23 protein-coding genes are annotated in these 24,535 nt (G+C 67.8%); 13 read left to right on the top strand and 10 right to left on the bottom strand.

What is annotated here, in order from left to right:
• Nucleotides 1–2 precede the first annotated feature (2 nt).
• Genes kdpA through AC3A6R_RS14070 form a run of 3 tightly spaced genes read right to left on the bottom strand, consistent with a single transcriptional unit; the run spans nt 3 to nt 1,952 of the window.
• Nucleotides 3–1,727 (bottom strand): potassium-transporting ATPase subunit KdpA, encoded by a 1,725-nt coding sequence (gene kdpA, locus AC3A6R_RS14080; RefSeq protein WP_487864640.1) that lies wholly within the window; start codon nt 1,725–1,727, stop codon nt 3–5.
• 1 nt (nt 1,728) lies between these two features.
• Nucleotides 1,729–1,827, bottom strand: coding sequence for a K(+)-transporting ATPase subunit F (gene kdpF / locus AC3A6R_RS14075; RefSeq protein ID WP_487864639.1), 99 nt, complete (start codon nt 1,825–1,827; stop codon nt 1,729–1,731).
• Nucleotides 1,824–1,952 (bottom strand): hypothetical protein, encoded by a 129-nt coding sequence (locus tag AC3A6R_RS14070; protein WP_487864638.1) that lies wholly within the window; start codon nt 1,950–1,952, stop codon nt 1,824–1,826. Before AC3A6R_RS14070 ends, kdpF begins: the two co-directional genes overlap by 4 nt.
• A 282-nt stretch (nt 1,953–2,234) precedes the next feature.
• Between AC3A6R_RS14070 and AC3A6R_RS14065 the strand changes: the two genes are divergently transcribed.
• Genes AC3A6R_RS14065 through AC3A6R_RS14045 form a run of 5 tightly spaced genes read left to right on the top strand, consistent with a single transcriptional unit; the run spans nt 2,235 to nt 9,213 of the window.
• Nucleotides 2,235–3,341: an efflux RND transporter periplasmic adaptor subunit gene (locus AC3A6R_RS14065; RefSeq protein ID WP_487864637.1), complete on the top strand. Its 1,107-nt coding sequence runs from the start codon at nt 2,235–2,237 to the stop codon at nt 3,339–3,341.
• Nucleotides 3,338–6,418, top strand: a complete 3,081-nt coding sequence (locus AC3A6R_RS14060; RefSeq protein WP_487864636.1) for a MexW/MexI family multidrug efflux RND transporter permease subunit — start codon at nt 3,338–3,340, stop codon at nt 6,416–6,418. Before AC3A6R_RS14065 ends, AC3A6R_RS14060 begins: the two co-directional genes overlap by 4 nt.
• Nucleotides 6,415–7,857: an efflux transporter outer membrane subunit gene (locus tag AC3A6R_RS14055; protein WP_487864635.1), complete on the top strand. Its 1,443-nt coding sequence runs from the start codon at nt 6,415–6,417 to the stop codon at nt 7,855–7,857. Before AC3A6R_RS14060 ends, AC3A6R_RS14055 begins: the two co-directional genes overlap by 4 nt.
• A gap of 49 nt (nt 7,858–7,906) precedes the next feature.
• Nucleotides 7,907–8,581 (top strand): helix-turn-helix transcriptional regulator, encoded by a 675-nt coding sequence (locus tag AC3A6R_RS14050; RefSeq protein WP_487864634.1) that lies wholly within the window; start codon nt 7,907–7,909, stop codon nt 8,579–8,581.
• A 50-nt stretch (nt 8,582–8,631) separates the two neighbouring features.
• Nucleotides 8,632–9,213 (top strand): superoxide dismutase, encoded by a 582-nt coding sequence (locus AC3A6R_RS14045; protein WP_487861020.1) that lies wholly within the window; start codon nt 8,632–8,634, stop codon nt 9,211–9,213.
• Nucleotides 9,214–9,241: 28 nt separating this feature from the next.
• Here the strand turns inward: AC3A6R_RS14045 and AC3A6R_RS14040 are convergent, their stop codons facing one another.
• Nucleotides 9,242–9,622, bottom strand: a complete 381-nt coding sequence (locus AC3A6R_RS14040; protein WP_487864633.1) for a VOC family protein — start codon at nt 9,620–9,622, stop codon at nt 9,242–9,244.
• 184 nt (nt 9,623–9,806) lie between these two features.
• Here AC3A6R_RS14040 and AC3A6R_RS14035 point away from each other — a divergent pair, with 184 nt between their 5' ends.
• Entirely contained in the window at nt 9,807–10,793 is a 987-nt protein-coding gene (locus tag AC3A6R_RS14035) for a Bug family tripartite tricarboxylate transporter substrate binding protein (RefSeq protein WP_487864632.1), read from the top strand.
• A 64-nt stretch (nt 10,794–10,857) separates the two neighbouring features.
• The gene (locus tag AC3A6R_RS14030) at nt 10,858–11,916 is read left to right on the top strand and encodes an MBL fold metallo-hydrolase (RefSeq protein ID WP_487864631.1); all 1,059 of its coding nucleotides are present in this window, start codon (nt 10,858–10,860) and stop codon (nt 11,914–11,916) included.
• 87 nt (nt 11,917–12,003) lie between these two features.
• Here AC3A6R_RS14030 and AC3A6R_RS14025 read toward each other — a convergent pair whose 3' ends face one another.
• The gene (locus AC3A6R_RS14025; protein ID WP_487861016.1) at nt 12,004–12,261 is read right to left on the bottom strand and encodes a hypothetical protein; all 258 of its coding nucleotides are present in this window, start codon (nt 12,259–12,261) and stop codon (nt 12,004–12,006) included.
• Nucleotides 12,262–12,271: 10 nt separating this feature from the next.
• Entirely contained in the window at nt 12,272–13,063 is a 792-nt protein-coding gene (locus AC3A6R_RS14020) for an SDR family NAD(P)-dependent oxidoreductase (RefSeq protein WP_487864630.1), read from the bottom strand.
• A 217-nt stretch (nt 13,064–13,280) separates the two neighbouring features.
• Here AC3A6R_RS14020 and AC3A6R_RS14015 point away from each other — a divergent pair, with 217 nt between their 5' ends.
• Entirely contained in the window at nt 13,281–14,147 is an 867-nt protein-coding gene (locus AC3A6R_RS14015) for a restriction endonuclease (protein WP_487864629.1), read from the top strand.
• Between the two features lie 175 nt (nt 14,148–14,322).
• On the opposite strand, the gene AC3A6R_RS14010 is transcribed toward AC3A6R_RS14015, so the two are convergent.
• The 4 genes from AC3A6R_RS14010 to AC3A6R_RS13995 all read right to left on the bottom strand — a co-directional run bounded on the left by AC3A6R_RS14010 (nt 14,323) and on the right by AC3A6R_RS13995 (nt 18,243).
• A complete protein-coding gene (locus AC3A6R_RS14010; protein ID WP_487864628.1) occupies nt 14,323–14,724 on the bottom strand; it encodes a GFA family protein in 402 nt (133 codons plus the stop codon).
• Nucleotides 14,725–14,824: 100 nt separating this feature from the next.
• Nucleotides 14,825–16,891: a BCCT family transporter gene (locus AC3A6R_RS14005; protein WP_487864627.1), complete on the bottom strand. Its 2,067-nt coding sequence runs from the start codon at nt 16,889–16,891 to the stop codon at nt 14,825–14,827.
• A gap of 69 nt (nt 16,892–16,960) precedes the next feature.
• Entirely contained in the window at nt 16,961–17,443 is a 483-nt protein-coding gene (locus AC3A6R_RS14000; protein ID WP_487864626.1) for a hypothetical protein, read from the bottom strand.
• The gene (locus AC3A6R_RS13995) at nt 17,440–18,243 is read right to left on the bottom strand and encodes a Crp/Fnr family transcriptional regulator (protein WP_487864625.1); all 804 of its coding nucleotides are present in this window, start codon (nt 18,241–18,243) and stop codon (nt 17,440–17,442) included. Before AC3A6R_RS13995 ends, AC3A6R_RS14000 begins: the two co-directional genes overlap by 4 nt.
• Nucleotides 18,244–18,328: 85 nt before the next feature.
• Here AC3A6R_RS13995 and AC3A6R_RS13990 point away from each other — a divergent pair, with 85 nt between their 5' ends.
• The 5 genes from AC3A6R_RS13990 to AC3A6R_RS13970 are packed head-to-tail and all read left to right on the top strand — an operon-like array spanning nt 18,329 to nt 24,485.
• Nucleotides 18,329–20,296 (top strand): AMP-binding protein, encoded by a 1,968-nt coding sequence (locus AC3A6R_RS13990; protein ID WP_487864624.1) that lies wholly within the window; start codon nt 18,329–18,331, stop codon nt 20,294–20,296.
• Between the two features lie 20 nt (nt 20,297–20,316).
• Nucleotides 20,317–21,099, top strand: coding sequence for an ABC transporter ATP-binding protein (locus AC3A6R_RS13985; RefSeq protein ID WP_487864623.1), 783 nt, complete (start codon nt 20,317–20,319; stop codon nt 21,097–21,099).
• A 14-nt stretch (nt 21,100–21,113) separates the two neighbouring features.
• The gene (locus AC3A6R_RS13980; protein WP_487861004.1) at nt 21,114–22,043 is read left to right on the top strand and encodes a branched-chain amino acid ABC transporter permease; all 930 of its coding nucleotides are present in this window, start codon (nt 21,114–21,116) and stop codon (nt 22,041–22,043) included.
• Nucleotides 22,044–22,053: 10 nt separating this feature from the next.
• The gene (locus AC3A6R_RS13975; RefSeq protein ID WP_487861003.1) at nt 22,054–23,118 is read left to right on the top strand and encodes a branched-chain amino acid ABC transporter permease; all 1,065 of its coding nucleotides are present in this window, start codon (nt 22,054–22,056) and stop codon (nt 23,116–23,118) included.
• A 50-nt stretch (nt 23,119–23,168) separates the two neighbouring features.
• Complete coding sequence (locus AC3A6R_RS13970; RefSeq protein WP_487861002.1) at nt 23,169–24,485, top strand: ABC transporter substrate-binding protein; 1,317 nt, start codon at nt 23,169–23,171, stop codon at nt 24,483–24,485.
• Nucleotides 24,486–24,535: the final 50 nt, after the last annotated feature.

Below are 24,535 nucleotides of genomic sequence, written 5' to 3'. Positions count from 1 at the left end.
CCTCACTTCCATAGCATGAGGTGCTCGACCACTGGCCCGAGGGCCAGCGCCGGCACGTAGTTGAGCAGGCCCACCATCAGCACGGCGCCGATCAGCAGGAAGACGAACAGCGGCCCGTGCGTGGGCAGCGTGCCGGCCGTCGCGGGCAGGCGCTTGCGGGCCGCGAGCGAACCCGCGATGGCCAGCACCGGCACGATCACCGCGAAGCGCCCGAACCACATCGCCAGGCCGAGCAGCGCGTTGTAGAACGGCGTGTTGGCCGAGAGCCCCGCGAACGCGCTGCCGTTGTTGTTGGCGGCCGAGCTCAGCGCATAGAGCACTTCGGAGAAACCGTGCGCACCCGGGTTGGCGATACCGGCCCGGCCTGCGCCCGCCAGCACCGCCACCGCGGTGCCCGCGAGCACCAGCACCGGCGTCACGAGGATGGCGATGGCGATCAGCTTCATCTCGCGCACCTCGATCTTCTTGCCGATGTACTCGGGCGTGCGGCCGATCATCAGCCCCGCGATGAACACCGCGAGCATGGCGAACACCAGCATGCCGTAGAGGCCGCTGCCGACGCCGCCGAACACCACCTCGCCGAGCTGCATCAGCACCATCGGCACCATGCCGCCGAGCGGCGTGAACGCGTCGTGCATCGCGATCACCGCGCCGCACGAGGCGGCCGTGGTGACGGCCGCGAACAGCGCCGAGGCATCGATGCCGAAGCGCACCTCCTTGCCTTCCATGTTGCCGCCCGCCTGCAGCGCGCTCGCCGCCTGGTCGATGCCCAGCGGGCCGAAGAGCGGATTGCCGGCCTGCTCGGCATGCACCACGGCCACCACCGCGACCACGAACATCGCCGTCATCGCCGCGAGCACCGCCCAGCCCTGGCGGATGTCGCCCACCACGCGGCCGAACGCGAAGCACAGCCCCGCGGGGATCAGGAAGATCGCGACCATCTGCAGCAGGTTCGAGAACGCGGTCGGGTTCTCGAACGGGTGCGCCGAGTTGGCATTGAAGAAGCCGCCGCCGTTGGTGCCGAGCAGCTTGATCGCCTCCTGCGAGGCCACCGGTCCCATCGCGAGCACCTGCGGGCCGGCCGCGGCCTCGAGCGGATGCACCACCGCGGGCGCGCCGAAGTTCTGCACCACGCCCTGCCCGACGAAGAGAAGCGCGAGCACGAACGACAGCGGCAGCAGCACCCACAGCGTGATGCGCACGAGGTCGGCCCAGAAGTTGCCCACCAGCCCCGCACCTTTTCCGTCACCGCGTCGCGCGAAGCCGCGGACCAGCGCGAAGGCCACCGCGATGCCGGTGGCGGCCGAGAAGAAGTTCTGCACCGCAAGGCCGAGCATCTGCGTGAGATGGCTCATGGCGACCTCGCCGGCGTAGCCCTGCCAGTTGGTGTTGGTGACGAAGCTCACCGCGGTGTTGAAGGCCGAGTCGGGCGACACCGCGCCCAGGCCCGCCGGGTTGAGCGGCAGCACGCCCTGCAGCCGCTGCAGCGCGTACAGCACCACGGCGCCGACCGCATTGAAGGCGAGCAGCGCGAGCGCATAGGCGCGCCAGCCCGTCGACTGCCCGGGCACGGTGCCCGCGAGCCGATAGAACGGCGCCTCGATGCGTTCGGCCCAGCGCGGCATGCGCTCGCTGCACAGCGCCGCGAGCAACCGGCCCACGGGCCAGGCCAGTGCCAGCAGCGCGGCCAGAAAGAGGGCCAGCAGGCCCCAGGCGGAAGCGGTCATCTCAGAATTCCTCGGCGCAGATCAGCGCGAACACGAGGTACGCGAACAGCACCACGGCCACCAGCGCGCCGAAGACGTAGAGCGCTTCGAGGGCGATCACGGCGCGCCTCCTTCGGCGGCGGCCGATGCCGCCTTCGGTGCTGCGTCGAGCCGGTCGAGGCCGCGCACCATGGCCGCCAGCGCGGCCCAGAGCGCCAGCAGGGCGCCCATCCAGACGATGTCCATTCGATTGCTCCTGGAGCGAAAAACAAGGAGCCCAGTCTCGGCAGCGCTGCGTAAAAACGGGGAACAAAGCCCGGGCGGCCGCATAAAGAAAACATAAAGACGCGCCGCCCGCCGCCACCGCCCCTGTCACAAGACGGCGCGCTCGTGCGTCTTTGCGATGCCGGCCACCGCTGCGATGCGGATGGGCCCGGCCGCAGCGGGGTCATTGCGCCGTCGGTCTCGACAGCGCGAACGGCCGCGTCTAATAATCCAAGCATCTACTTTGATAAATAAGAATCGATCATGAACACAAGATCAAGGGCCTGGCTCGGCGCCGGCCTTGCGGCAGTGGTGGTGGGCGCGGCCGTCTGGGCGCTGGCGACGAAGCCGGGGCCGGCGCATGCCGAGGGCGGCGGCGGCATGCCGCCGGTGAAGGTGGCGGTCGCCGAGGCGCGCCAGTCGGAGATGGCGCGCCATCTCGGCGGCATCGGCACGCTCGAGGCGCACCGCCAGGTCGAGGTGCCGGCCGAGGTGGAGGGCCGGGTCGCGAAGATCCTCTTCACGCCGGGCGCCCCCGTGCGCGCCGGCCAGCTGCTGGTGCAGCTCAACGACGCGCCCGAACAGGGCGACCTCGAACGCCTTGCGGCCCAGCGCGCCAATGCCCGGGCGCTGCTCGAGCGCACGCGCCGCCTGCTGCCGCAGCAGGCCGCCACGCAGGAGCAGCTCGAGCAGGCGCAGGCCGCGTTCGACCAGGCCAACGGCGAGTTGCGCCGGGTGCAGGCGCTGGTCGAGCAGAAGCGCATCAAGGCGCCGTTCGACGGCGTGCTCGGCATCCGGCGCGTCAACCTGGGCCAGTTCGTGCGGGCCGGCGATGCGCTGGTGTCGCTCACCGACGCCCGCACGCTGCTCGCGAACGTCACGCTGCCCGAGACGGCGCTGCCGGCGCTGAAGCGCAACCAGGCGGTGTCGCTCGCGGTCGACGCGCATCCGGGCCGCACCTTCGAAGGCAGGCTCAGCGCCATCGAGCCGCAGATCGGCAGCGACACGCGCACCGTGCGGCTGCAGGCCACGCTCGACAACGCGGACGGCGCGCTCGCGCCCGGCATGTACGTCAACGCCAAGGTGGCGCTGCCCGCGCGCACCGATGCGATCACGGTGCCCGAGACCGCCATCACCTACAGCACGCACGGCGACTCGGTGTTCGTCGTGCGCCCGGCCGACAAGGGCGGCTTCACGGCGCAGCAGGTGTTCGTGAAGACCGGCGACCGGCAGGACGGCCGCGTCGTGGTCGAGCAGGGCCTGAAGGCCGGCGAGCAGGTCGTCACCTCGGGCCAGCTGCGGCTCTACACCGGCGCCGCGGTGGCGACCGCCGGGCAGGACACGCTCGCCCTCGCGGAGCGCCGGCCATGAAGTTCACCGACCTGTTCGTGCGCCGGCCCGTGCTGGCGCTGGTGGTGAGCACGCTGATCCTGCTGCTCGGCGCCCGCGCGATCGGCGACCTGCCGGTGCGCCAGTACCCGCTGACCGAGAGCACCACGCTCACCATCACCACGCAATACCCCGGCGCCTCGCCCGAGCTGATGCAGGGCTTCGTCACGCAGCCGATCGCGCAGGCGGTGGCGACCATCGAGAACGTCGACTACCTCTCGTCGTCGTCCACCTTGGGCCGCAGCGTGGTCAGCGTGCGCATGAAGCTCAATGCCGATGCCAACCAGGCGCTCACGCAGGCCATGGCGCAGGTGAGCCAGGTCAAGTACCGGCTGCCGCCCGAGGCCTTCGACCCGGTGATCCTCAAGTCGTCGGGCGAGGCCACCGCGGTGGCGTACGTGGGCTTTTCGAGCAAGACCATGCCGATCCCGGCACTGACCGACTACCTCTCGCGCGTGGTGCAGCCGCAGTTCGCGTCGATCCCGGGCGTGTCGGGCGTGGAGGTGTCGGGCGGCCAGACGCTCGCGATGCGCGTGTGGCTCGACCCCCAACGCATGGCCGCGCGCGGCATCTCGGCCGGCGAGCTGGCCGACGCGCTGCGGCAGAACAACGTGCAGGCTGCGCCCGGCCAGGTGAAGGGGCTCTACGTGGTGTCGAACATCCGCGTGAACACCGACGTGGCGAACGTGGCCGAGTTCCGCGACATGGTGGTCAAGCGCGAGGGCGACGCCCTGGTGCGCCTGGGCGACGTGGCCACGGTGGAGCTCGGCGCGGCCAGCGCCGACAGCAGCGCCACCATGGACGGCGACCGCGCCATCTACCTCGGCCTGCAGGCGGCGCCCAACGGCAACCCGCTGGTGATCGTGAAGCGCATCCGCGAACTGCTTCCCGAAATCGAGCGCAACATGCCGCCGGGCGTGGAGGTGCAATTGCCCTTCGAGCTCGCGCGCTTCATCGAGGCCTCTATCGACGAGGTGCAGAAGACGCTGCTCGAGGCGATCGCCATCGTGGTGCTGGTGATCTTTCTTTGCCTGGGGTCGCTGCGCGCGGTGCTGATCCCGGTGGTGACGATCCCGCTGTCGATGCTCGGCGCCGCGGCGCTGATGCTGCTGTTCGGCTTCAGCATCAACCTGCTCACGCTGCTGGCGATGGTGCTGGCCATCGGCCTGGTGGTGGACGACGCGATCGTGGTGGTCGAGAACGTGCATCGCCACATCGAAGCGGGCAAGTCGCGCGTGCAGGCCGCGCTCATCGGTGCGCGCGAGGTGGCCGGCCCCGTCATCGCGATGACGCTCACGCTGGCTGCCGTGTATGCGCCGATTGGGCTGATGGGCGGACTCACGGGTTCGCTCTTCAAGGAGTTCGCCTTCACGCTCGCGGGCGCGGTGGTGGTGTCGGGCGTGATCGCGCTCACGCTGTCGCCGGTGATGAGCTCGTTCCTGCTGCCGCAGGATGCCGCGGCGGGCCGCATGGCGCGCCGGGCCGAGGCCTTCTTCCACCGGCTCGCCAGCGGCTACGGACGGCTGCTCGGCGTGTCGCTGCGCCACCGCTGGGTGACCGGCGTGTTCGCAGTGGCGGTGCTTGCGAGCTTGCCGTTTCTGTACAACGCCGCGCAGCGCGAGCTCGCGCCGGGCGAGGACCAGGCCATGGTGCTCACCGCGATCAAGTCGCCGCAGCACGCCAACATCGACTACGTCGAGAAGTTCGGCCAGAAATGGGACGAGGTCTTTGCGGCGCTGCCCGAGAACACCGGCCGCTGGCTCATCAACGGATCGGACGGCGTGGCCAACAGCATCGGCGGCGTGCAGCTGTCGGACTGGAAGGACCGCACGCGCAGCGCCGACGAGATCCAGCACGAGGTGCAGCGCACCATGGGCGATGTCGAAGGCAGCAACATCTTCGCGTTTCAGCTGCCGTCGCTGCCGGGCTCGACCGGCGGGCTGCCGGTGCAGATGGTGATCAAGAGCGCAGGCGACCACCGCACGGTGTTCGAGGCGATGGAGTCGCTCAAGGCCGCCGCGCGCGACAGCGGCAAGTTCGCCGTGGTCGACAGCGACCTGGAGTTCAACAACCCCGTGACCGAGGTGCGCGTGGACCGCGCCAAGGCCAACAGCATGGGCGTGACCATGAAGGCCATCGGCGACACGCTCGCGGTGCTGGTGGGCGAGAACTACGTCAACCGCTTCGGCATGGACGGCCGCTCGTACGACGTGATTCCGCAGTCGCCGCGCGCGCAGCGGCTCACGGCCGAGGCGCTGGCCGGCTACTTCGTGAAGAGCGCGAGCGGCGAGCCCGTGCCGCTCGCCAACCTGGTGCAGCTCTCGACCAGCGTGGGGCCCAACACGCTCACGCAGTTCAACCAGCTCAATGCCGCGACCTTCCAGGCCATTCCGATGCCGGGCGTGAGCATGGGCGACGCGGTGGCCTTTCTGGCCGACGAGGCGAAGAAGCTGCCCGCCGGCTTCAGCCACGACTGGCAGTCGGATGCGCGCCAGTTCACGCAGGAAGGCTCGGCGCTGGTGCTGGCCTTCGTGTTCGCGATCATCGTGATCTACCTCGTGCTGGCGGCGCAGTACGAAAGCCTGCGCGATCCGCTGATCATCCTGGTGAGCGTGCCGATGTCGATCTGCGGCGCGCTGGTGCCGCTGGCGATGGGCTTTGCCACCATCAACATCTACACGCAGATCGGGCTCGTGACGCTGATCGGGCTCATCAGCAAGCACGGCATCCTGATGGTGGAGTTCGCCAACGAGATCCAGGCGCACAAGAACCTCGACCGACGCCTGGCGATCGAGGAGGCCGCGCGCATCCGGCTGCGGCCCATTCTGATGACCACCGCCGCGATGGTGATGGGCCTGGTGCCGCTGCTTTTTGCGAGCGGCGCGGGCGCCAACAGCCGCTTCAGCATCGGCCTGGTGATCGTGGTCGGCATGCTGGTGGGCACGCTGTTCACGCTGTTCGTGCTGCCCACGATGTACACGCTGCTCGCGCGCGACCACCGCACGGTGGGCCGCTCGCAGCGGGCCGCCGAACTCGACGCACTGGCTGCGGGAGCATGACCATGAACCGTTCTCTTCTTCCTGCGGCACTGCTGCTGCCGCTGCTGCTCGCGGGCTGCGCCGTCGGCCCGCGCTACACCGCGCCGGCCACGCCGCCCGTCGCCATTGCCGCGCCCGAGCGCGCGCTGTTCGCGAGCGACGCGGTGCAGCGCGACTGGTGGCGCCAGTTCGACGATCCGCAGCTCGATGCGCTGATCGAGCGCGCGCTCGCGGCCAACCACGACATCCGCATCGCCGAGGCGCGGCTGCGCGAAGCCCGCGCCCTGCAGGCCGAGGCCGGGCTCGACCGCCTGCCCGCGGTGACGCTGGGCGCCAGCCACACGCGCAGCATCGCGCAGGGCAACGGTCTGCCGCCTGAAGCACGCACGCTGGCCCAGAGCAGCCGTGCGGGCTTCGATGCCGCATGGGAGATCGACCTGTTCGGCCGCCTGCAGCGGCTCGACGAAGCCGCCACCGCGCGTGCGGAGGCCTCGGCCGCCGACCTCGAGCAGGTGCGCATCGTGGCGGTGGCCGAGCTGGCGCGCAACTACTACGAGATGCGCGGCGCCGAGCAGCGCCTGGCCGTGGCGCGCCGCACGCTCGACAGCCTGCAGCGCAGCCTGCGCGTGACCCAGGCGCAGGTGCAGACCGGCCGCGGGCTCGAAGGCGACCTGGCAAGCGCGCAGGCCAACCTGGCCGCCACCGAAAGCGACCTGCCCGTCTTCGAGACCTCGCGCCGCCAGGCCGCCCACCGCGTCGCCGTGCTGGCGGGCCTGCAGCCCTCCGAGCTCGCGCCGATGCTGCTGCAGCCGCAGCCGCTGCGCGTGCTCGACAAGCGCCTGCCCATCGGCGACGTGGGCGACCTGCTGCGGCGCCGGCCCGACGTGCTGCGTGCCGAGCGCACCCTGGCCGCAGGCACGGCCGACATCGGCGCCGCCACGGCCGAGCTGTACCCGCGCATCGACATCGGCGGGTTCCTCGGGTTCGTCGCGCTGCGCGGCTCGGACCTCGGCAGCTCGGCGAGCCGCGCCTTCAGCGTGACGCCGGGTTTGAGCTGGCCCGCGCTGCGGCTCGGCTCGGCCAGGGCCCGCCTGCGCGGTGCCGAGGCGCGTGCCGAAGGCGAGCGCGCGCAGTACGAGCAGACCGTGCTGCGCGCCATCGAGGACGTGGAAAGCGCGCTCGCCGGCTACGGCCAGAACCAGCAGCGCCTGCAGTCGCTGGTGCAGGCCGCCGCGCGCAGCGGCCGTGCCGCCGAGCTGGCCGAGGTGCGCTACCGCGAAGGCGCCGCCCCCTACCTGAGCGTGCTCGACGCGCAGCGCACCTGGCTGCGCGCGCAGGACGCCGTGGCCCAGGCCGAAGCCGCCTCGTTCACCAGCCTGGTCGCGCTCTACAAGGCGCTGGGCGGCGGGTGGCAAGCACCTGCGCAGGCGAGGGGCGAAGCCGGCGCACGACAATCATGAGCTGCCGCTGCCGACAATAGGCCCCACCGCATTGCCCGAGACCCCGCCCATGCCCGCTCCCGCCGCCGACGCCAAGCCCGCCTGGACGCCGCACCAGCCGGCCGACCGCATCCTCTCCACGCTCAAGCGGCGCGGCGCGCTCGGCATTCCCGACATCGCCAAGGTGCTCGACGTCACGGTCGAGGCGGTGCGCCAGCAGATGGCCAAGCTGCAGGCCGAGGGCCTGGTCGACGCCGAGAGCCGCCCGGCGGGCCGCGGCCGGCCGACGCAGATCTGGCGGCTCACGGGCGCGGGCCATGCACGCTTTCCCGACACGCATGCCGAGATGACCGTGCAGATGATCAGCGCCGTCATCAGCGTGTTCGGCGAGAAGGGCATGGACCAGCTGATCGGCGCGCGCGAGAACGCCATGCGCGCCACCTACACCGAGGCCCTGCGCGGCGCGCGCAGCCTGAAGACGCGGCTCGAGCGGCTGGCCGAGATCCGCACTCGCGAGGGTTACATGGCCGAGTTTCGGCCCGAGGACGACGGCGGCTTTCTCTTCATCGAGAACCACTGCCCGATCTGCACCGCGGCGCGCGCCTGCACCGGCTTTTGCCGCAGCGAACTGCAGCTCTTCGACGAAGTGCTCGGGCCCGACGTGAGCGTGAGCCGCGTCGAGCATGTGCTGGCGGGCGCCCGGCGCTGCGCCTACCGCGTGACGCCGAACAAGCCGCTCGCCTGAGCAGCGAAGACTTTCGCTTTTTTCTTTTCGACAACCCAGAAGGACCCACCATGGAACACACCCTCCCGCCCCTGCCCTACGCCCTCGACGCGCTGGCACCCGAGTACTCGAAGGAAACCCTCGAGTACCACTACGGCAAGCACCACAACGCCTACGTGGTGAACCTCAACAACCTGCAGAAGGGCACCGAGTTCGAGTCGATGCCGCTCGAGGAGATCGTCAAGAAGTCGAGCGGCGGCATCTACAACAATGCCGCGCAGATCTGGAACCACACCTTCTTCTGGAACTGCATGAAGCCCCAGGGCGGCGGCACGCCCACGGGCGCGCTGGCCAAGGCGATCGACGCCAAGTGGGGCAGCTACGACGCGTTCAAGGAAGCCTTCGTCAAGTCGGCCGTGGGCAATTTCGGCTCTGGCTGGACCTGGCTGGTGAAGAAGGGCGACGGCTCGCTCGACATCGTGAACATGGGCGCCGCAGGCACGCCGCTGACCACGGGCGACACGCCGGTGCTCACGGTCGACGTCTGGGAGCACGCCTACTACATCGACTACCGCAACCTGCGCCCGAAGTTCGTCGAGACCTTCCTGGCGAAGCTGGTCAACTGGGACTTCGCGGCCAAGAACTTCGGCTGAAGCGCCGGGTTCGGCCCGGCGGGCATCCTCACATGTTGATGAGGTTCAGGATGTTGCCGTCCGGGTCCTTGAACCACGCGACCTTCATGTCGCCCATCACGTGGAGGTCGCCTTCGAGGCGCGTGTCGGGCATGTCTTTGTAGTGCTCGAACTTGACGCCCTTGGCCTTGAGCGCGGCCACGAGGCTTTCGATGTCGTTGCCGACGCCCCAGGTCACGGCCGTGGCCTGGTTGGTGCCGGCGAAGGCCGAGCGGTACACGTTGATGCGCGTGCCGCCGCTGCGGTAGACGATCACCTCGTCGCCCTCGGCGTCGACCTGCGCGAGGCCCAATGTGTCTTCGTAGAAGCGGCGGGCCGTGGCGAGGTCTTTCACCGCCAGGTTGGCCGTCGCGTCGATGTTTCCGAGCATGCGCTTCTCCTGTTGAGCCCGGCGCGGCACCGATCTGGCGCTGCGGCGGGCGAGCCAAAAATACTCAACCATACGGTGAAGTATTTGCGCTTCGAGCGGCGATGTCAATCCGGCGGAAAATACCCACGCCAGCCGTGCATCGGCTGCATTCCCCGATCCTCCAGACAGAGACAACCAACATTCCATGATCCGCAGAAACTTCGGCACGCTGGCGCTTTCGCTGGCACTCCCCCTGGCCTTTGCCACCGCACCCGCTCAGGCGCAGACCGCGCCCTATCCCGCCAAGTCGGTGCGCATGATCGTGCCGTTCCCGCCCGGCGGCGGCACCGACATTCTTTCGCGCCTGGTGGCGCAGAAGCTCACCGAGGCCAAGGGCTGGACCGTGGTGCCCGACAACCGCGGCGGCGCCGGCGGCACCATCGGCATTGCCGAGGCCGCGCGCGCCGCGCCCACCGGCTACGACATCGTGATGGGCCAGAAGGACAACATGGTCGTCGCGCCCTGGCTCTACAAGAACCTGAGCTACAACTCCGTGAACGACTTTGCGGCCGTGGCCCACGTCGCCTACACGCCCGTGGTGATCGTCACGCGCGCCGACTCCAAGTTCAAGTCGCTCGCCGACGTGGTGACCGCTGCGCGCGCCGCGCCCGACACCGTGACCTATGGATCGCCCGGCAACGGCACCACCATCCACCTGGCCGGCGAGATCTTCAACGGCGCCGCCAAGATCAAGATGCGCCACGTGCCCTACAAGGGATCGAACCCCGCCATGATGGACGTGCTCGCGGGCAACGTCGACCTGATGGTCTCGTCGGTGCCTTCGGCGCTCGGCCAGATCAAGGCCGGCAAGCTTCGCCCGCTGGCCGTGACCAGCGCCAAGCGCAGCAGCTCGCTGCCCGACACGCCCACCGTGGCCGAGCTCGGCTACAAGGGCTTCGACGTGAGCACCTGGTACGGCATCTTCGTGCCCGCCAAGACGCCCAAGGACGTGATCGCCACGTTGAATACGGAAGTCAACAAGCTGCTCGCCACGCCCGAAATGAAGGCCGCCATCATCGCCCAGGGCGCCGAGCCGCAGAGCATGACGCCCGAGCAGTTCGGCACCCTGCTGAAGACCGACTACACGCAGTGGGAAGGCATCGTCAAAGCCTCGGGCGCGACCCTCGAATAAGCGCGCGCCGTCGCAGAATGGTGTCTCCACCACAGGCCGCACCGCCGGCACGGAGACACCACCGATGGCATCACAGAAAGCGAAGGCCACCCGCCAGCTGACCATCACCACCGCCCTCGCGGCGGCGGTGGTGGCCCTGGTGCAGGGTTGCGCGCAGATCCCCACCCGCCCCCCAGACCACGCGGCCCTTGGCCCGTCGAAGGAATCTGTCGACTCGCATGTGGCTGCCGCCACGCGCGCCGCGGGCACCGACCTCACCGCACTGCTGACGCTGTGCAAGCCCGCGCCCGCCGCGCGGCCGCCGCAGGACGCGCTCGACAAGAGCCTGGCCGGCTTCATCGCCCGGCCCGCACCGCCGCCGGGCAAGGCTTTCGACAACCTCTACTTCGTCGGTGCCGACTGGGTCAGCGCCTGGGCCATCAAGACCTCGCAGGGCATCATCCTCATCGATGCGCTCAACACCCAGGCCGAGGCCGCCACGCTCATCGAGGGCGGCATGCGCAAGCTGGGCCTCGACCCTGCGCAGATCAAGTACGTGATCGTCACGCACGGCCACGGCGACCACTACGGCGGCGCCAGCTACCTGGCCAGGAAGTACCGCGCGCGCGTGGTGATGAGCGACGCCGACTGGACCATGACCGAGACCCGGCTCGAGTTTGCGACCCCGCTCTGGGGTGCGCCGCCCAAGCGTGACATCTCCGTGAAAGACGGCGACCGCATCCGCCTGGGCGACACCAGCGTGACGCTGTACCTCACGCCCGGCCACACGCGCGGCACCCTGTCGCCCGTGTTCGACGTGACAGCCGCCAACGGCCAGAAGCACCGCGCCATGCTGTGGGGCGGCACCGGCTTCAACTTCGGCAACGACATTCCGCGGCTCGACGCCTACATCGGCGCCACGCAGCGCATGGGCGGCATCGTGCAGAGCCAGCGCGTCGACGTGCTGCTGTCGAACCACTCGAACATCGACGGCTCGCAGGACAAGCTGACCGCGCTGCGGCAACCGCAGACCGCGCAGGCGCCCAACCCCTTCGTTCTAGGCACCCCCACAGTCGAGCGCGCCCTCGCCGTGATGGGCGCATGCGCCCAAGCCCAACGCGACCGCTTCGCCATGCAGTCATAACTCCGTCGGCCTTTGGCTTTACTCCTTCCCCCTCCGGGGGAAGGCAGGGATGGGGGCAGGCAGCGCCACCACCGCCAGCGCCCTCATTCAATCCGGCACAAACTTCCGATTAAAAATCTCCACATCCGCCTCCAGCTCAAAGCTGGCCACCTGTCCCATCTTCCCGTCCTTCAACCGGTAAGCAGCAAACAGGCTGTGGCGCCCCTTGAACCCGAACTCGTTCATCACGATCAACGCGTACGGGTAAGGCACGAACACCTGGTGCGCGAAGACGATGCGGTGAATATTGCGCGGCGAGGGAAAGAGCTTGTACTCGCCGGTATCGATGCCTTGTGCAGTGGCCATGGTGTAACGATCAGTCCGTGTCGCGCACATCGGCCACCGGCTTGCTGCCGAAGTCCGCACGCGCCAAGTACTTGAGCACCTTCGCCGCCGCCGAGGCCGGGCTGTCGAGCAGGCCTTCGCTCTTGAGCTTTTCAAAACGACCGCGGTCCGGAAACTTCTCGGCCGACGTGCCGCGCAACTGCACCTGCATGTCGGTGTCGATCACGCCCGGCGCCAGCGACACGATGCGCGCGCCGTTGTTGGACGCATTGGCTGCTTCTTCGAGCGCCACCGCGCGCGAGTAGTGGTCCATGCCCGCCTTCGCCGCGCAGTACGGCGCCTGGCTGCCCATTGCGTTGCGGCCCAGGCCCGACGAGATGTTGAGCACCTTCCGCGCCCCGCGCCATTCGCGCGTGCCGCCGAGGAACGCCGCCGTCAGCAGCATCGGCGCTTCGAGCCCGATGCGCAGCGCTTGGGACAGATCGGCATCGTCCGAAGCCGACAACGGCGCCGGGTTGCCGACCGTGCCCGCGTTGTTGATGAGCGTGGCCGTGTCGAAGCGCTGCGGGTCTTGCGCCGCGAGCCATTCGCGCACGCGGGCGGCGGCGGCGATGGGGTCGGAGAGGTCTTGCTCCCATTGGATGAACTCGATGCTGTTTCCGTTGTCGGCCTTCTTCTTGGCGTGCTCGGCAAGTTCGGGGCTCTGACGGCGGGAGATGCAGAGGAGGACGTGGTTGCCGGGTTGTTCGAGCAGTTGCTCGGCCATGGCGCGGCCGAGGCCGCGGGAGGCGCCGGTGATGAGGTGGAGGTGGGTGGTGGGCATGGGGTGGGGGTCTGTCGTCGAAAGGCGGTGGGGCCGGAGGGCGGCGGCTTGATAAAGAAGCCTTGCCCGGGTTGGCAAATATAAGGCGGCGTGCCGATTGGTTCACAGGTGCGGTTGCCAAGCACTCTCCAGCAACCAAGGCATGCGCTATGCCGTAACACCCTGTATCAAAACTGATCGCTATTCGGCAGAATCCCCCAAAAGGAAGCATTCACCGATGGCCCGCCGCAAAAAGACCAGCCCCGCCGAAGACACCATCGACCTGATCGCGCTATTGCCTTGGTACGTCGGCGTCATCCTGGCGATTGCCGGCTACCTGGTGCTTCACCGCATAGCGATTGCGCCCCTTGCCACTGCCGTGAGTGCCGCCGAAATGGGCAACGTCATGGTCGGCGCCGTGGGACGCGGCCTTGCCACCGCCGGGCAGTACATCGTGCCGATCCTCTGCCTTGCTGGCGCAGCGATCTCCGCTTGGCGGCGGCACAAGCGCCGAACGTTGATGGACAACGTGACCCGCTCCGATGCGCCCGACATCCTCGAGAACATGAGCTGGCAGGAGTTCGAGATGCTCGTGGGCGAGGGCTTTCGCCTGCAGGGCTACCAGGTCACGGAGAACTTCGAGCCTGGGCCGGACGACGGCATCGACCTCACGCTTCGAAAGAACGGCGAGAAGTATCTGGTGCAGTGCAAGCAATGGCGGGCCCACAAAGTCGGCGTGCCGGTGGTGCGCGAGCTCTATGGCGCCATGGCGGCGAAGGGCGCCGCCGGTGGATTCGTGGTTACGTCGGGGCGGTTCACGGCCGAGGCCGAAGCGTTCGCGAGTGGCCGCAATCTTCGCTTACTCGATGGGCCGCAATTGCACCGCTTGTTGAAGCAGGCGCGGGGCAGCGCTCCGGCCAAGCCCAGCGCTGATCACAAGGTCGGGCAAGCGAGCAACACAGCACCGCAAGCCGTGAAGGCTGCCGCTCCGACCTGCCCCAGATGCACACAGCCGATGGTGCGACGTACCGCGAGAAAGGGCCCCAACGCACGGCAGGAATTCTGGGGGTGCTCGGACTATCCGCGTTGCCGTGGGACGGTTTGAATGTGACTACCGCGTTGATCTGAAGAACGTTCACCGTCCCCGCACGAGGTCGAGGGATGGCTCGGCGACATAAGGTAAGGCATGGATCTTTACGGCATACAGTTCAAGCGAACGGCTGCTATGCAGCGGAACCGGATGTCCGTTGTGCCTGTGACCCGCCAGTGGGGGCTAGATTTCAGCCCTTGTGCGGAGGCGCCTCGTCAAACGACGGAATCGCGCTTTGATGTTCCAACCAAGGCGTCTCATGCGACATCCAGATATGCGCAGTCGGCTTAGCCCCAGGATCTTCATCCAATGTCGCCACCCGCAAGATCACCTGCGGCTGCGCAACCCATTCAGCCATCAAGTGCGTGCCGCACCGAGTGCAGAAATGCCGCAGCTTCCCGGGTGACGACTCGAACGAGCCAATCACCTCCTCACCCGAAAGCCACTCGAAATCCTCCCGATCAACACGCGCAGTCGAGGTGAACGCAGCGGCATGCGCCTTCCTGCAGGTGGTGCAGTGGCAGTGAACGATCGGTCCGGCAAGGCGCGTCGCCTTGTAGCTGACTGACTCGCAGAGGCAGGAGCCTTTCATTTATCTTCCTTTTGGTAAGGGTTCAGGCGTCTCGCCGCAACCGACCACCGACTTTAGCCACGCCAACTAAGCCGAAAAACTCCCTCCGCGGGCAGCATCCTCAAGGCACCGGATCCGCATGCCCCGGCGCCCTGCTCAGCAGGTGCGTCCGCCGGTTCGCACTCAACGACCGATACCGCTCGTACTGCCGCAAGATGTCGGCGATGACCTCTTCCTTCCGCAGGTACTGAATGTCGTAGCCCTGGCGCCCGTCCTCGAAGAAGGTGGTGGGTTCGTAAACCTGCGCGGGCTCGGTCTGCGCCGCGGCCTCGTGCACGGTAAACACGGGCAGCATGCGGTGCGCAATGCGCACGCCATAGGTGAAGTCGCGCAGGTCGGGGTCGGGAATGTTGATGCGCACGGTGCTCGCCCCATCGCCGTCTCCGTTGTCCAGGTCGTCATGCACGTGGGCGAGCACGTCGCGCTTCCTGAACTCTTCCGACACCTCGTTCATCGCGGGCAGCACGGTGCCGCGCAGGTAGCGCAGCACGTCGTCGCGCGTGGAGTCCTGCACCATCTGCTCGAGGCGGCGGCGCCAGTGCTGGCCGCTCCAGAAGTTGGTGGCGGGCGCCAGGTCTTGCATCGAATGCACGCGGTCGGCCGCAAGGCCGCGCCACAGGCCGTAGCAGAGCATCAGCATGATGAGGGTGACGGGCAGCGCGGCCAGCAGGGTCATGGCCTGCAGCGCCTTCAGGCCGCCGACGAGCAGCAGCACCATGGCGGTGACGCCGAGCACGCCGGCCCAGAACAGGCGCTGCCACACGGGCGAGCGCGGATGGCCGCGCGAGGCGATGGCGTCGACAACATACGAGCCCGAGTCGGCCGAGGTGACGAAGAACACGGCGATCAGCACCACGGCGAGCCACGAGACGGCGGCGGTGGCGGGCAGGTATTCGAAGAAGCGGAACAGCAGCGCGTCGACGTTGCCCGCTGTCTGCGAAAGGGCGCCCTGCGCAACGTTGAGGTCGATCCAGATGGCGCCGTTGCCGAAGGCGGTCATCCACAGCAGGTTGAAGGCGGTGGGCACGAGCAGCACGCCGACGATGAACTCGCGGATGGTGCGCCCGCGAGAGATGCGCGCAATGAACATGCCGACGAAGGGCGACCACGAGATCCACCAGGCCCAGTAAAGGATGGTCCAGCCGCCGAACCAGCCGGGCTCGGTCGAGGGCTCATAGGCAAAGGTGCGCAGCGAGAGGCTGACCAGGTTCGACAGATACCCGCCGATGTTCTCGCTCAGGACCTGCAGCAGAAAGACGGTGGGCCCGGCAATGATGACAAAGCCGAGCAGCAGGAACGAGAGCGAAAGATTGAGTTCGCTGAGCCGGCGCACGCCCTTGTCGAGGCCCGTCACGGCCGAGATGCCGGCAAGGCCGACCACGACGACGATGATGCCCAGGCGGAAGGCGGCGCCCGAGGTGTCCCAGCCGGTCAGCAGCTGCAGGCCGGCGGCCAGCTGCAGCGCACCGTAGCCGAGCGTGGTGGCAATGCCGGCGATGGTGGCGACGAGCGCGAAGGCATCGACGACATGGCCGATGGGTCCGTTGATACGGTCTTTCAGCAGCGGGTAGAGGCCCGAGCGCATGGTGAGCGGCAGGTTGAAGCGAAAACCGAAGTACGCAAGCACGAGGCCCATGGTTCCGTAGACCGCCCACGCATGAAAGCCCCAGTGGAAGAAGGTGGACTGCAGCGCCTCCCTGGCGGCGGCGGGGGTGCCGCCCGCGGCGGTGGGCGGCTTCAGAAAGTGCTGCAGCGGCTCGGCCACGCCGAAGTACATGAGGCCGATGCCCATGCCCGCGGCAAAGAGCATGGCGGCCCACGAGACGAAGTTGAAGTCGGGCACCGAGTCGTCGGGCCCGAGCCGGATGTCGCCGAAGCTGCTGACGGCCAGCCCGAGCAGGAACACGAGAAAGATCGTGACGGCGACGGTGTAGAACCAGTCGAAGTGCTGCACCACCCAGGCCTGCGCACTCGGAAAGAGAACGTCGGCGCGTTCGGGGTAGACGCCGCAGAAGACCAGCAGAGCGCCAAGGACCAGCAATGCGGGAATGACGACGGGTGCGGCGAAGGTGATCTTGGGGCGCGGCGGCTGTTGTTGTTGTTCTTGCGCGGGGTTGGCGTTTGTCATGGCTGTGATCGGTTCGTTGTCGGCGACGGCGGGGTACACCCTACCTGCGCGAGCGTCGATGTCAACCGCTCAGCCGCCCCGGAACTGGCTGCGCAAGAAGGCCTTGTGCCGCGCGATATGCGCCATCTGCGCCGGCGCGATGCTGCCGCCCAGGTCTTCTTCGTCCGCACCGTTGAGCACCGCGTTGGCATGCGCCATGGCGCGCGCGACGATCTCCTGCTCGCTCACGCCGAGCTGCGCGGCCAGGTCCATCGCCACGCGCCGCATGGCGCGCTGCGACAGCATCCACATGGCGCCGTAGCGGTCCCACGCGAGGGCGGATTCGCCAGCCTTTTCGTGCTCGGCGAGGATGTCCTTCAGTGGCTTGGCGAGCAGCTCGTCCATGGCGGCGAGCCGCTCGCTGAGCGCGTCGTTGTGCTCGGCGAGCTGCTCGGGCGTCGGGCCGGCGTCTTCGGCCTTCGGTGCCGGCGCTGAAGAGGTTGCAGGCGGCGGCACGAGGCGCGACACGTCGGCATCGGCCGGCACGATCTGGATCTGGTCCTTGAGGCTCATGGCGTGGTGTGGTCCTGTGTGTCGTCGGGGTGATGGTCGTCGCTGGGCGCGGCCTTGCGGCTGCTCATGGCGGTGGCGCGCAGGCCGGGCAGGTCGAGCACGCGCAGGCCACCGTACTCCACGCGGATGAGGCCCTGCGCGGCCAGCATGTTGAGCGCCTCGTTCACGCGCTGGCGCGAAAGGCCGACCAGGTAGGCGAGTTCTTGCTGGGTGATGCGCAGCACCTCGCCCACGCCGGGGTACAGCACGGGGTTGAACAGCGAGACGAGGTTGCGCGCCACGCGCGCGTCGGGGTTGTTGAGCCGGTCGATCTCGAGCGCGGCAATGAACTGGCCGAGCCGCTCGTTGAGCTGGTTCATCACGAAGCGGTTGAAGCCGATCGAATGGTCGAGCAGCCAATGAAAGCTCTCGATCGGCAGGCCTGCGACCACGCTGCGCCGCAGGGCCTGGATGTTGTAGCGGTAGGGCTCGCGCTTCATGACGGTGCCTTCGCCGAACCAGCCGCCGGGCGGCACGCCGGTGTAAGTGACGGAGCCGCCGTCGGCGTTGTCGTTGCTCATCTTGAGCAGGCCCTCGACCACGCCGAACCAGTAGGTGGGCGAACGGCCGATGCGGCAGACCAGGTCGCCGACCTCGGCATCGCCCACCACCAGCGCGGCCTCGGCGCGGCGGCGCTCGGCGGGGGTGAGCGCGGGCAGCCACGGAATGCCTTCGAGCTCAGACGGGCCGGCCGGGCGCACGCGGTCGCGCAGGGAGTTCGACCCGCTCAGGGTCAGGGCGCTGGGTGGGGCGCTTTGCATCGGGAAACTCCGGGGAGTGTTGTCCCTAGGATTGTCGTCGGAACGACAACATGACGTCAAAGTGCAAGCCTACGATCCGCGCACTGTGAACAAACCGTCTAACGCCCCCACGTTTCCCCGGCTGCTGCTGGCGCATGCGCAGGCGCAGCCCGCATCGCCCGCGATCCGCGAGAAGGACCTCGGCATCTGGCAGACCTGGACCTGGCGCGACGTGGCGCAGGAGGTGCGCGAGATCGCCTGCGGCCTCGCGAGCCTGGGCTTCAAGGCCTTCGACAACCTGGCGATCGTTGGCGCCAACCGCCCACACCTGTACATGGCGGTGGTGGGCGCGCAAAGCCTGCGCGGCGTGCCGGTGCCGCTCTACCAGGACGCGGTGGCCAACGAGATGGTGTTCATGCTCGACGACGCGTCGATCGACTTCGTGATCGTCGAAGACCAGGAGCAGGTCGACAAGCTGCTCGAATGCCGCGAGCTGCAGGCCGCAGCGGGCCGGCCCGACCGCCTGCGCCACATCGTCTACGACGATCCCAAGGGCCTGCGGCACTACGACCAGCCGGGCCTGATGAGCTACGAACAATTGCGCGAACTGGGCCGTGCATTCGATGCGGCCAACCCCGGCGTGTACGACGCCGCGGTGGCCAGCGGCGCGCCGGGCGACGTGGGCGTGATCCTCTACACCTCGGGCACCACGGGGCGGCCCAAGGGCGTGTGCCAGACGCATGCGAGCTTCATCGCGGCGGGCCGCGGCGGGGTCGAGACCGACCGGCTCGGGCCCGGCGACAACATCATGAGCTACCTGCCGATGGCGTGGGTGGGCGACCACCTGTTCTCGGTGGCGCAGTGGCTGGTGGGCGGCTTCACGCTCAACTGCCCGGAGTCGGCGGCCACGGTGATGAACGACATGCGCGAGGTCGGCCCGAGCTACTACTTCGGCCCGCCGCGCACCTTCGAGGGACTGCTCACCGCGGTGTCGATCCGCATGGAAGACGCGGCCGCGCCCAAGCGCTGGCTCTATGCCAGGTTCATGGGCCTTGCGCAACGCGTGGGCGCCGACATCCTGAACGGCCAGCCAGTGGGCGTGTGGGACCGCTTCAAGTACGCGTTGGGCGACGTGATGATCTACGGGCCGCTGCGCAACGTGCTGGGCATGAGCCGCATCCGCGTGGCCTACACGGCGGGCGCGGCCATCGGGCCCGACCTGTTCCGCTTCTACCGCTCGATCGGCGTGAACCTGAAGCAGTTCTACGGCCAGACCGAGACCTGCGCGTATGTGTGCCTGCAGCAGGACGGCAAGGTGAAGCTGCAGACGGTGGGCACGGCCGCGCCCGGCATCGAGCTGAAGATCGCGCACGACGGCGAAGTGCTGGTGCGCGGGGTGTCGGTGCTCAAGGAGTACTACAAGCGCCCCGACGCCACGGCCGAGGTGCTCGACGCCGAAGGCTACTTCCACACCGGCGACGCCGGCGTGCTCGACGCCGAGGGGCACCTGCGCATCATCGACCGCGCCAAGGACGTGGGCCGGCTGTCGAACGGCGCGATGTTTGCGCCCAACTACATCGAGAACAAGCTCAAGTTCTTTCCGCAGATCAAGGAGGCGGTGTGCTTCGGCCACGCGCGCAACGAGGTCTGCGCCTTCATCAACATCGACTACGAAGCGGTGGGCAACTGGGCCGAGCGCCGCGGACTGGCCTATGGCGGCTACGTCGACCTGGCCGGCAAGCCCGAGGTGCTGGCGCTGATTGCCGAATGCCTCGGCAAGGTGAATGCCGACCTGGCCGCCGAACCCGGCATGGGCGAGACGCAGATCGCGCGCTTCCTGGTGCTGCACAAGGAGCTGGACCCCGACGACGACGAGCTGACGCGCACGCGCAAGGTGCGGCGCGGCTTCATCGCCGAGAAGTACGCGGTGCTGGTCGATGCGCTGTACGGCGGCAAGGCCGAGCAGTTCATCGAGACGCAGGTGAAGTTCGAGGACGGCCGCACGGGCATGGTGAGCGCCACGCTGTCGATCGTCGATGCGAATCGGTTTCCCGTCATGGCGAAGGCAGCGTGAGATGAATCTGGGGCAACTCCATGGCTAGAAAAACCGGCGACGTCATCCTCGACGTGCAGAACATCTCGCTGAGCTTCGGCGGCGTGAAGGCGCTGACGGACATCAGCTTCGACGTGCGCGAGCACGAGGTGCGCGCCATCATCGGGCCGAACGGCGCGGGCAAGAGCTCGATGCTCAACTGCATCAACGGCGTGTACTGGCCGCAGCAGGGCTCCATCACCTTTCGCGGGCAGACCTTCAAGCACATGAACTCGCGCCAGGTGGCCGAGATGGGCGTGGCGCGCACGTTCCAGAACCTGGCGCTCTTCAAGGGCATGAGCGTGCTCGACAACATCATGACGGGGCGCAACCTCAAGATGAAGAGCGGCCTGCTGGCGCAGGCGCTGCGCTGGGGGCCGGCCGAGCGCGAAGAGCTCAAGCACCGCGCGTTCGTCGAGCAGATCATCGACTTCCTGGAGATCCAGTCGTACCGCAAGACGCCGGTGGGCCAGCTGCCCTACGGCCTGCAGAAGCGCGTCGACCTGGGCCGCGCGCTCGCGATGGAGCCGCAGGTGCTGCTGCTCGACGAGCCGATGGCCGGCATGAACGTGGAAGAGAAGCAGGACATGAGCCGCTTCATCCTCGACGTGAACGACGAGTTCAACACCACCATCGTGCTGATCGAGCACGACATGGGCGTGGTGATGGACATTTCCGACCGCGTGGTGGTGCTCGACTACGGCAAGAAGATCGGTGACGGCACGCCCGACGAAGTGCGCAGCAACGAAGACGTGATCCGGGCATACCTCGGCGCGGAACACTAGGAACGGCGGGCCCCATGGGTTTCTTCATCGAAACGGTTTTCGGCGGCTTGATGGCCGGCATGCTCTACGCGCTGGTGGCGCTGGGCTTCGTGCTGATCTTCAAGGCGTCGGGTGTCTTCAACTTTGCGCAGGGTGCGATGGTGCTGTTCGCGGCGCTCGCCATGGCGCGCTTCGCCGAATGGATTCCGTCCTGGCTCGGCTTCGACAACGCGGTGCTCGGCGCGGTGCTCGGCTTCATCGCCGCGGCGCTGTGCATGGTGATCGTGGCCTGGCTGATCGAGCGCCTGGCGCTGCGCCGGCTGGTCAACCAGGAAGGCATCACGCTGCTGATGGCCACGCTGGGCATCTCGCACGTGCTCGACGGCGCGGGCCAGCTGATCTTCGGCAGCGCCACCTACAAGATCGACATCGGCATGCCGAAGGAGCCGCTGCTGGTGCTCGAGAGCATGTTCGAAGGCGGCCTTCTGCTGAGCAAGGAAGACCTCTACGCGGCCGTGATCGCGGCTGCGCTGGTGGTGGCGCTGACGCTGTTCTTCCAGAAGACGAGCACCGGCCGCGCGCTGCGCGCGGTGGCCGACGACCACCAGGCCGCGCAGTCGATCGGCATTCCGCTGGCGCGCATCTGGGTGATCGTGTGGTCGATCGGCGGCATTGTCGCGCTGGTGGCCGGCATGATCTGGGGCAGCAAGCTGGGCGTGCAGTTCTCGATCTCGCTGGTGGCGCTCAAGGCCTTTCCGGTGGTGATCCTCGGCGGGCTCACTTCGGTGCCCGGCGCCATCATCGGCGGCCTGATCATCGGCATGGGCGAGAAGCTCTCCGAGATCTACCTCGGCCCCTTCCTCGGCGGCGGCATCGAGAACTGGTTCGCCTACGTCCTGGCACTGGCGGTGCTGCTGATCCGGCCCCAGGGGCTGTTCGGCGACAAGATCATCGACCGCGTCTGAAGGTATAGGCATGTTCTACAGAGAAAACGGCCAATTCAAGAGCAGCTACCGCGCCGACCTCGCGCTGTTCCCGATCGCGCAGGACCGATGGGCCATGCTGGCCTTCGCGGCCATCGCCTTCATCGCGGTGCCGATGCTGGCGAGCGACTACAGCTTCCGCGCGGTGCTGATCCCCTTCCTGATCCTGGCGCTGGCGGCCATCGGCCTCAACATCCTGGTCGGCTACTGCGGGCAGATCTCGCTGGGCACCGGCGCCTTCATGGCGGTGGGCGCCTATGCGGCCTACAACCTGCAGGTGCGCATCGAGGGCATGCCGCTTTTGGTGGCGCTGATCGGCGGCGGGCTGGCCGCCACGCTGGTGGGCGTGCTGTTCGGCATTCCGAGCCTGCGCATCCGCGGGCTGTACCTGGCGGTGGCCACGCTGGCGGCGCAGTTCTTCATGGACTGGTTCACCAACCGGGTGAAGTGGGTCACCAACGATTCGTCGTCGGGCTCGGTGAGCGTCAACACGCTGCAGATGTTCGGCTACGAGCTGAGCACGCCGATGCAGAAGTACCTGCTGTGCCTGAGCCTGGTGGTGGTGTTCGCGCTCTTGGCCAAGAACCTGGTGCGCGGCGCGATCGGCCGCGAATGGATGGCGATGCGCGACATGGACGTGGCGGCCGCGGTGATCGGCATCCGGCCGGTGTACGCCAAGCTGACGGCCTTCGCGGTGAGCAGCTTCATCGTCGGCGTGGCCGGCGCGCTATGGGGCTTCGTGCACCTGGGCGCCTGGGAGCCGGCGGCCTTCGGCATCGACAAGTCGCTGCAGCTGCTGTTCATGATCATCATCGGCGGACTGGGCTCCATTGCCGGCAGCTTCTTCGGCGCGGCCTTCATCGTGCTGCTGCCCCTCTTCTTGAACTACGTGCCGCACTGGCTCGGGCTGTCGATCTCCACGGCCACGGCATCGCACCTGGAGCACATGATCTTCGGCGCGCTGATCGTGTTCTTTTTGATCGTCGAGCCGCACGGCCTCGCGCGCCTGTGGTCCACCGCGCGGCAGAAGCTGCGGCTGTGGCCCTTCCCTCACTGACCGAACCCGTTTCACTACGCACACCCGTGCTCATTACAAGGAGACAAGCCATGCAATTCAGGAATCTCGCACGCACCGCGGCACTTGCCGCTGCGGGGCTTTCGATGGTCGTCGCGGGCTCGCTCGCGCAGGCCCAGTCGGCCGAGCAGTTCGTGCCGCTGCTGGTGTACCGCACCGGCCAGTTCGCACCGCTGGGCATTCCATGGGCCGACGGCAAGCAGGACTACCTGAAGCTGGTGAACGCGCGCGACGGCGGCGTCAACGGCGTCAAGCTGACGTACGAAGAATGCGAAACCGCCTACGACGCGGCCAAGGGCGTGGAGTGCTACGAGCGCCTGAAGGGCAAGGGCTCGGGCGCCTCGGGCTTCGACACGCAGTCGACCGGCATCACCTTTGCCGTGACCGACAAGGCCTTCGTCGACAAGGTGCCGGTCGAGACGCCGGGCTATGGCCTGTCGCAGTCGGCCGACGGCACGGTGTTCGAGTGGAACTTTCCGCTCCTGGGCACCTACTGGACCGCCACCGACGTGATGATCCAGGACATCGCCAAGAAGGAGAAGGGCAACCTCAAGGGCAAGAAGATCGCGCTGGTCTATCACGACTCGCCCTACGGCAAGGAGCCGATCCCGCTGCTGCAGAAGCGTGCCGCGGCGCAGGGCTTCGAGGTGTCGCTGTTCCCGGTCACGCCGCCCGGCGTGGAGCAGAAGTCGACCTGGCTGCAGATCCGCCAGCAGAAGCCCGACTACGTGCTGTTCTGGTCGGCCGGCGTGATGACGCCCGCCGGCATCCGCGAGGCGCAGGCCAGCGGCTATCCGCGCGAGAAGATCTACGCGATCTGGTGGGCCGGCTCGGACCATGACGTGAAGGACATCGGCGCCGGCGCCAAGGGCTACAACGCGATCACGCTGCACAACAGCGCGGCCAAGGACAAGGTCCACGACGACCTGAAGAAGATGGTGTACGACAAGGGCCAGGGCACGGGCTCGGCCGAAGGCATCGGCTCGATCGCGCACACCCGCGGCATGATGATCTCGATGCTGCAGGTCGAAGCGATCCGCGCCGCACAGGAGAAGTACGGCAAGGGCAAGGCGCTGACGCCCGAGCAGGTTCGCTGGGGCTTCGAGAACCTGAACCTCACGGCCGACAAGCTCAAGGCGCTGGGCTTCGGCGAGATCATGCGGCCGGTCAAGACCTCGTGCAGCAACCACATGGGCGACGACTGGGCACGCATCATCCAATGGGACGGCGCCAAGTGGCAGATTAAGTCCGACTGGTACCAGTCCGAGAAGACCTACATCGATCCGCTGATCAAGGAATACGCGGAGAAGTACGCGAAGGAAAAGAACGTCAAGCCACGCGCCTGCTGATCGCGTCGAGGGCGGCCTGCGCACAGCGCGGCGCCCCTCTTTCGTCGGCT

This window comes from Variovorax sp. Soil_C_19, assembly GCF_057657255.1.
Note: the sequence above shows the minus strand (reverse complement) of the source record. Positions and strands in the feature narration are given on the sequence as shown.

Bases quoted from the DNA above. Each gene is read 5' to 3' on its own strand.
- kdpA (WP_487864640.1), bottom strand. From the start codon at position 1,727: ATGACCGCTTCCGCCTGGGGCCTGCTGGCCCTCTTTCTGGCCGCGCTG.
- AC3A6R_RS14070 (WP_487864638.1), bottom strand. From the start codon at position 1,952: ATGGACATCGTCTGGATGGGCGCCCTGCTGGCGCTCTGGGCCGCGCTG.
- AC3A6R_RS14065 (WP_487864637.1), top strand. From the start codon at position 2,235: ATGAACACAAGATCAAGGGCCTGGCTCGGCGCCGGCCTTGCGGCAGTG.
- AC3A6R_RS14060 (WP_487864636.1), top strand. From the start codon at position 3,338: ATGAAGTTCACCGACCTGTTCGTGCGCCGGCCCGTGCTGGCGCTGGTG.
- AC3A6R_RS14055 (WP_487864635.1), top strand. From the start codon at position 6,415: ATGACCATGAACCGTTCTCTTCTTCCTGCGGCACTGCTGCTGCCGCTG.
- AC3A6R_RS14050 (WP_487864634.1), top strand. From the start codon at position 7,907: ATGCCCGCTCCCGCCGCCGACGCCAAGCCCGCCTGGACGCCGCACCAG.
- AC3A6R_RS14045 (WP_487861020.1), top strand. From the start codon at position 8,632: ATGGAACACACCCTCCCGCCCCTGCCCTACGCCCTCGACGCGCTGGCA.
- AC3A6R_RS14040 (WP_487864633.1), bottom strand. From the start codon at position 9,622: ATGCTCGGAAACATCGACGCGACGGCCAACCTGGCGGTGAAAGACCTC.
- AC3A6R_RS14035 (WP_487864632.1), top strand. From the start codon at position 9,807: ATGATCCGCAGAAACTTCGGCACGCTGGCGCTTTCGCTGGCACTCCCC.
- AC3A6R_RS14030 (WP_487864631.1), top strand. From the start codon at position 10,858: ATGGCATCACAGAAAGCGAAGGCCACCCGCCAGCTGACCATCACCACC.
- AC3A6R_RS14025 (WP_487861016.1), bottom strand. From the start codon at position 12,261: ATGGCCACTGCACAAGGCATCGATACCGGCGAGTACAAGCTCTTTCCC.
- AC3A6R_RS14020 (WP_487864630.1), bottom strand. From the start codon at position 13,063: ATGCCCACCACCCACCTCCACCTCATCACCGGCGCCTCCCGCGGCCTC.
- AC3A6R_RS14015 (WP_487864629.1), top strand. From the start codon at position 13,281: ATGGCCCGCCGCAAAAAGACCAGCCCCGCCGAAGACACCATCGACCTG.
- AC3A6R_RS14010 (WP_487864628.1), bottom strand. From the start codon at position 14,724: ATGAAAGGCTCCTGCCTCTGCGAGTCAGTCAGCTACAAGGCGACGCGC.
- AC3A6R_RS14005 (WP_487864627.1), bottom strand. From the start codon at position 16,891: ATGACAAACGCCAACCCCGCGCAAGAACAACAACAACAGCCGCCGCGC.
- AC3A6R_RS14000 (WP_487864626.1), bottom strand. From the start codon at position 17,443: ATGAGCCTCAAGGACCAGATCCAGATCGTGCCGGCCGATGCCGACGTG.
- AC3A6R_RS13995 (WP_487864625.1), bottom strand. From the start codon at position 18,243: ATGCAAAGCGCCCCACCCAGCGCCCTGACCCTGAGCGGGTCGAACTCC.
- AC3A6R_RS13985 (WP_487864623.1), top strand. From the start codon at position 20,317: ATGGCTAGAAAAACCGGCGACGTCATCCTCGACGTGCAGAACATCTCG.
- AC3A6R_RS13980 (WP_487861004.1), top strand. From the start codon at position 21,114: ATGGGTTTCTTCATCGAAACGGTTTTCGGCGGCTTGATGGCCGGCATG.
- AC3A6R_RS13975 (WP_487861003.1), top strand. From the start codon at position 22,054: ATGTTCTACAGAGAAAACGGCCAATTCAAGAGCAGCTACCGCGCCGAC.
- AC3A6R_RS13970 (WP_487861002.1), top strand. From the start codon at position 23,169: ATGCAATTCAGGAATCTCGCACGCACCGCGGCACTTGCCGCTGCGGGG.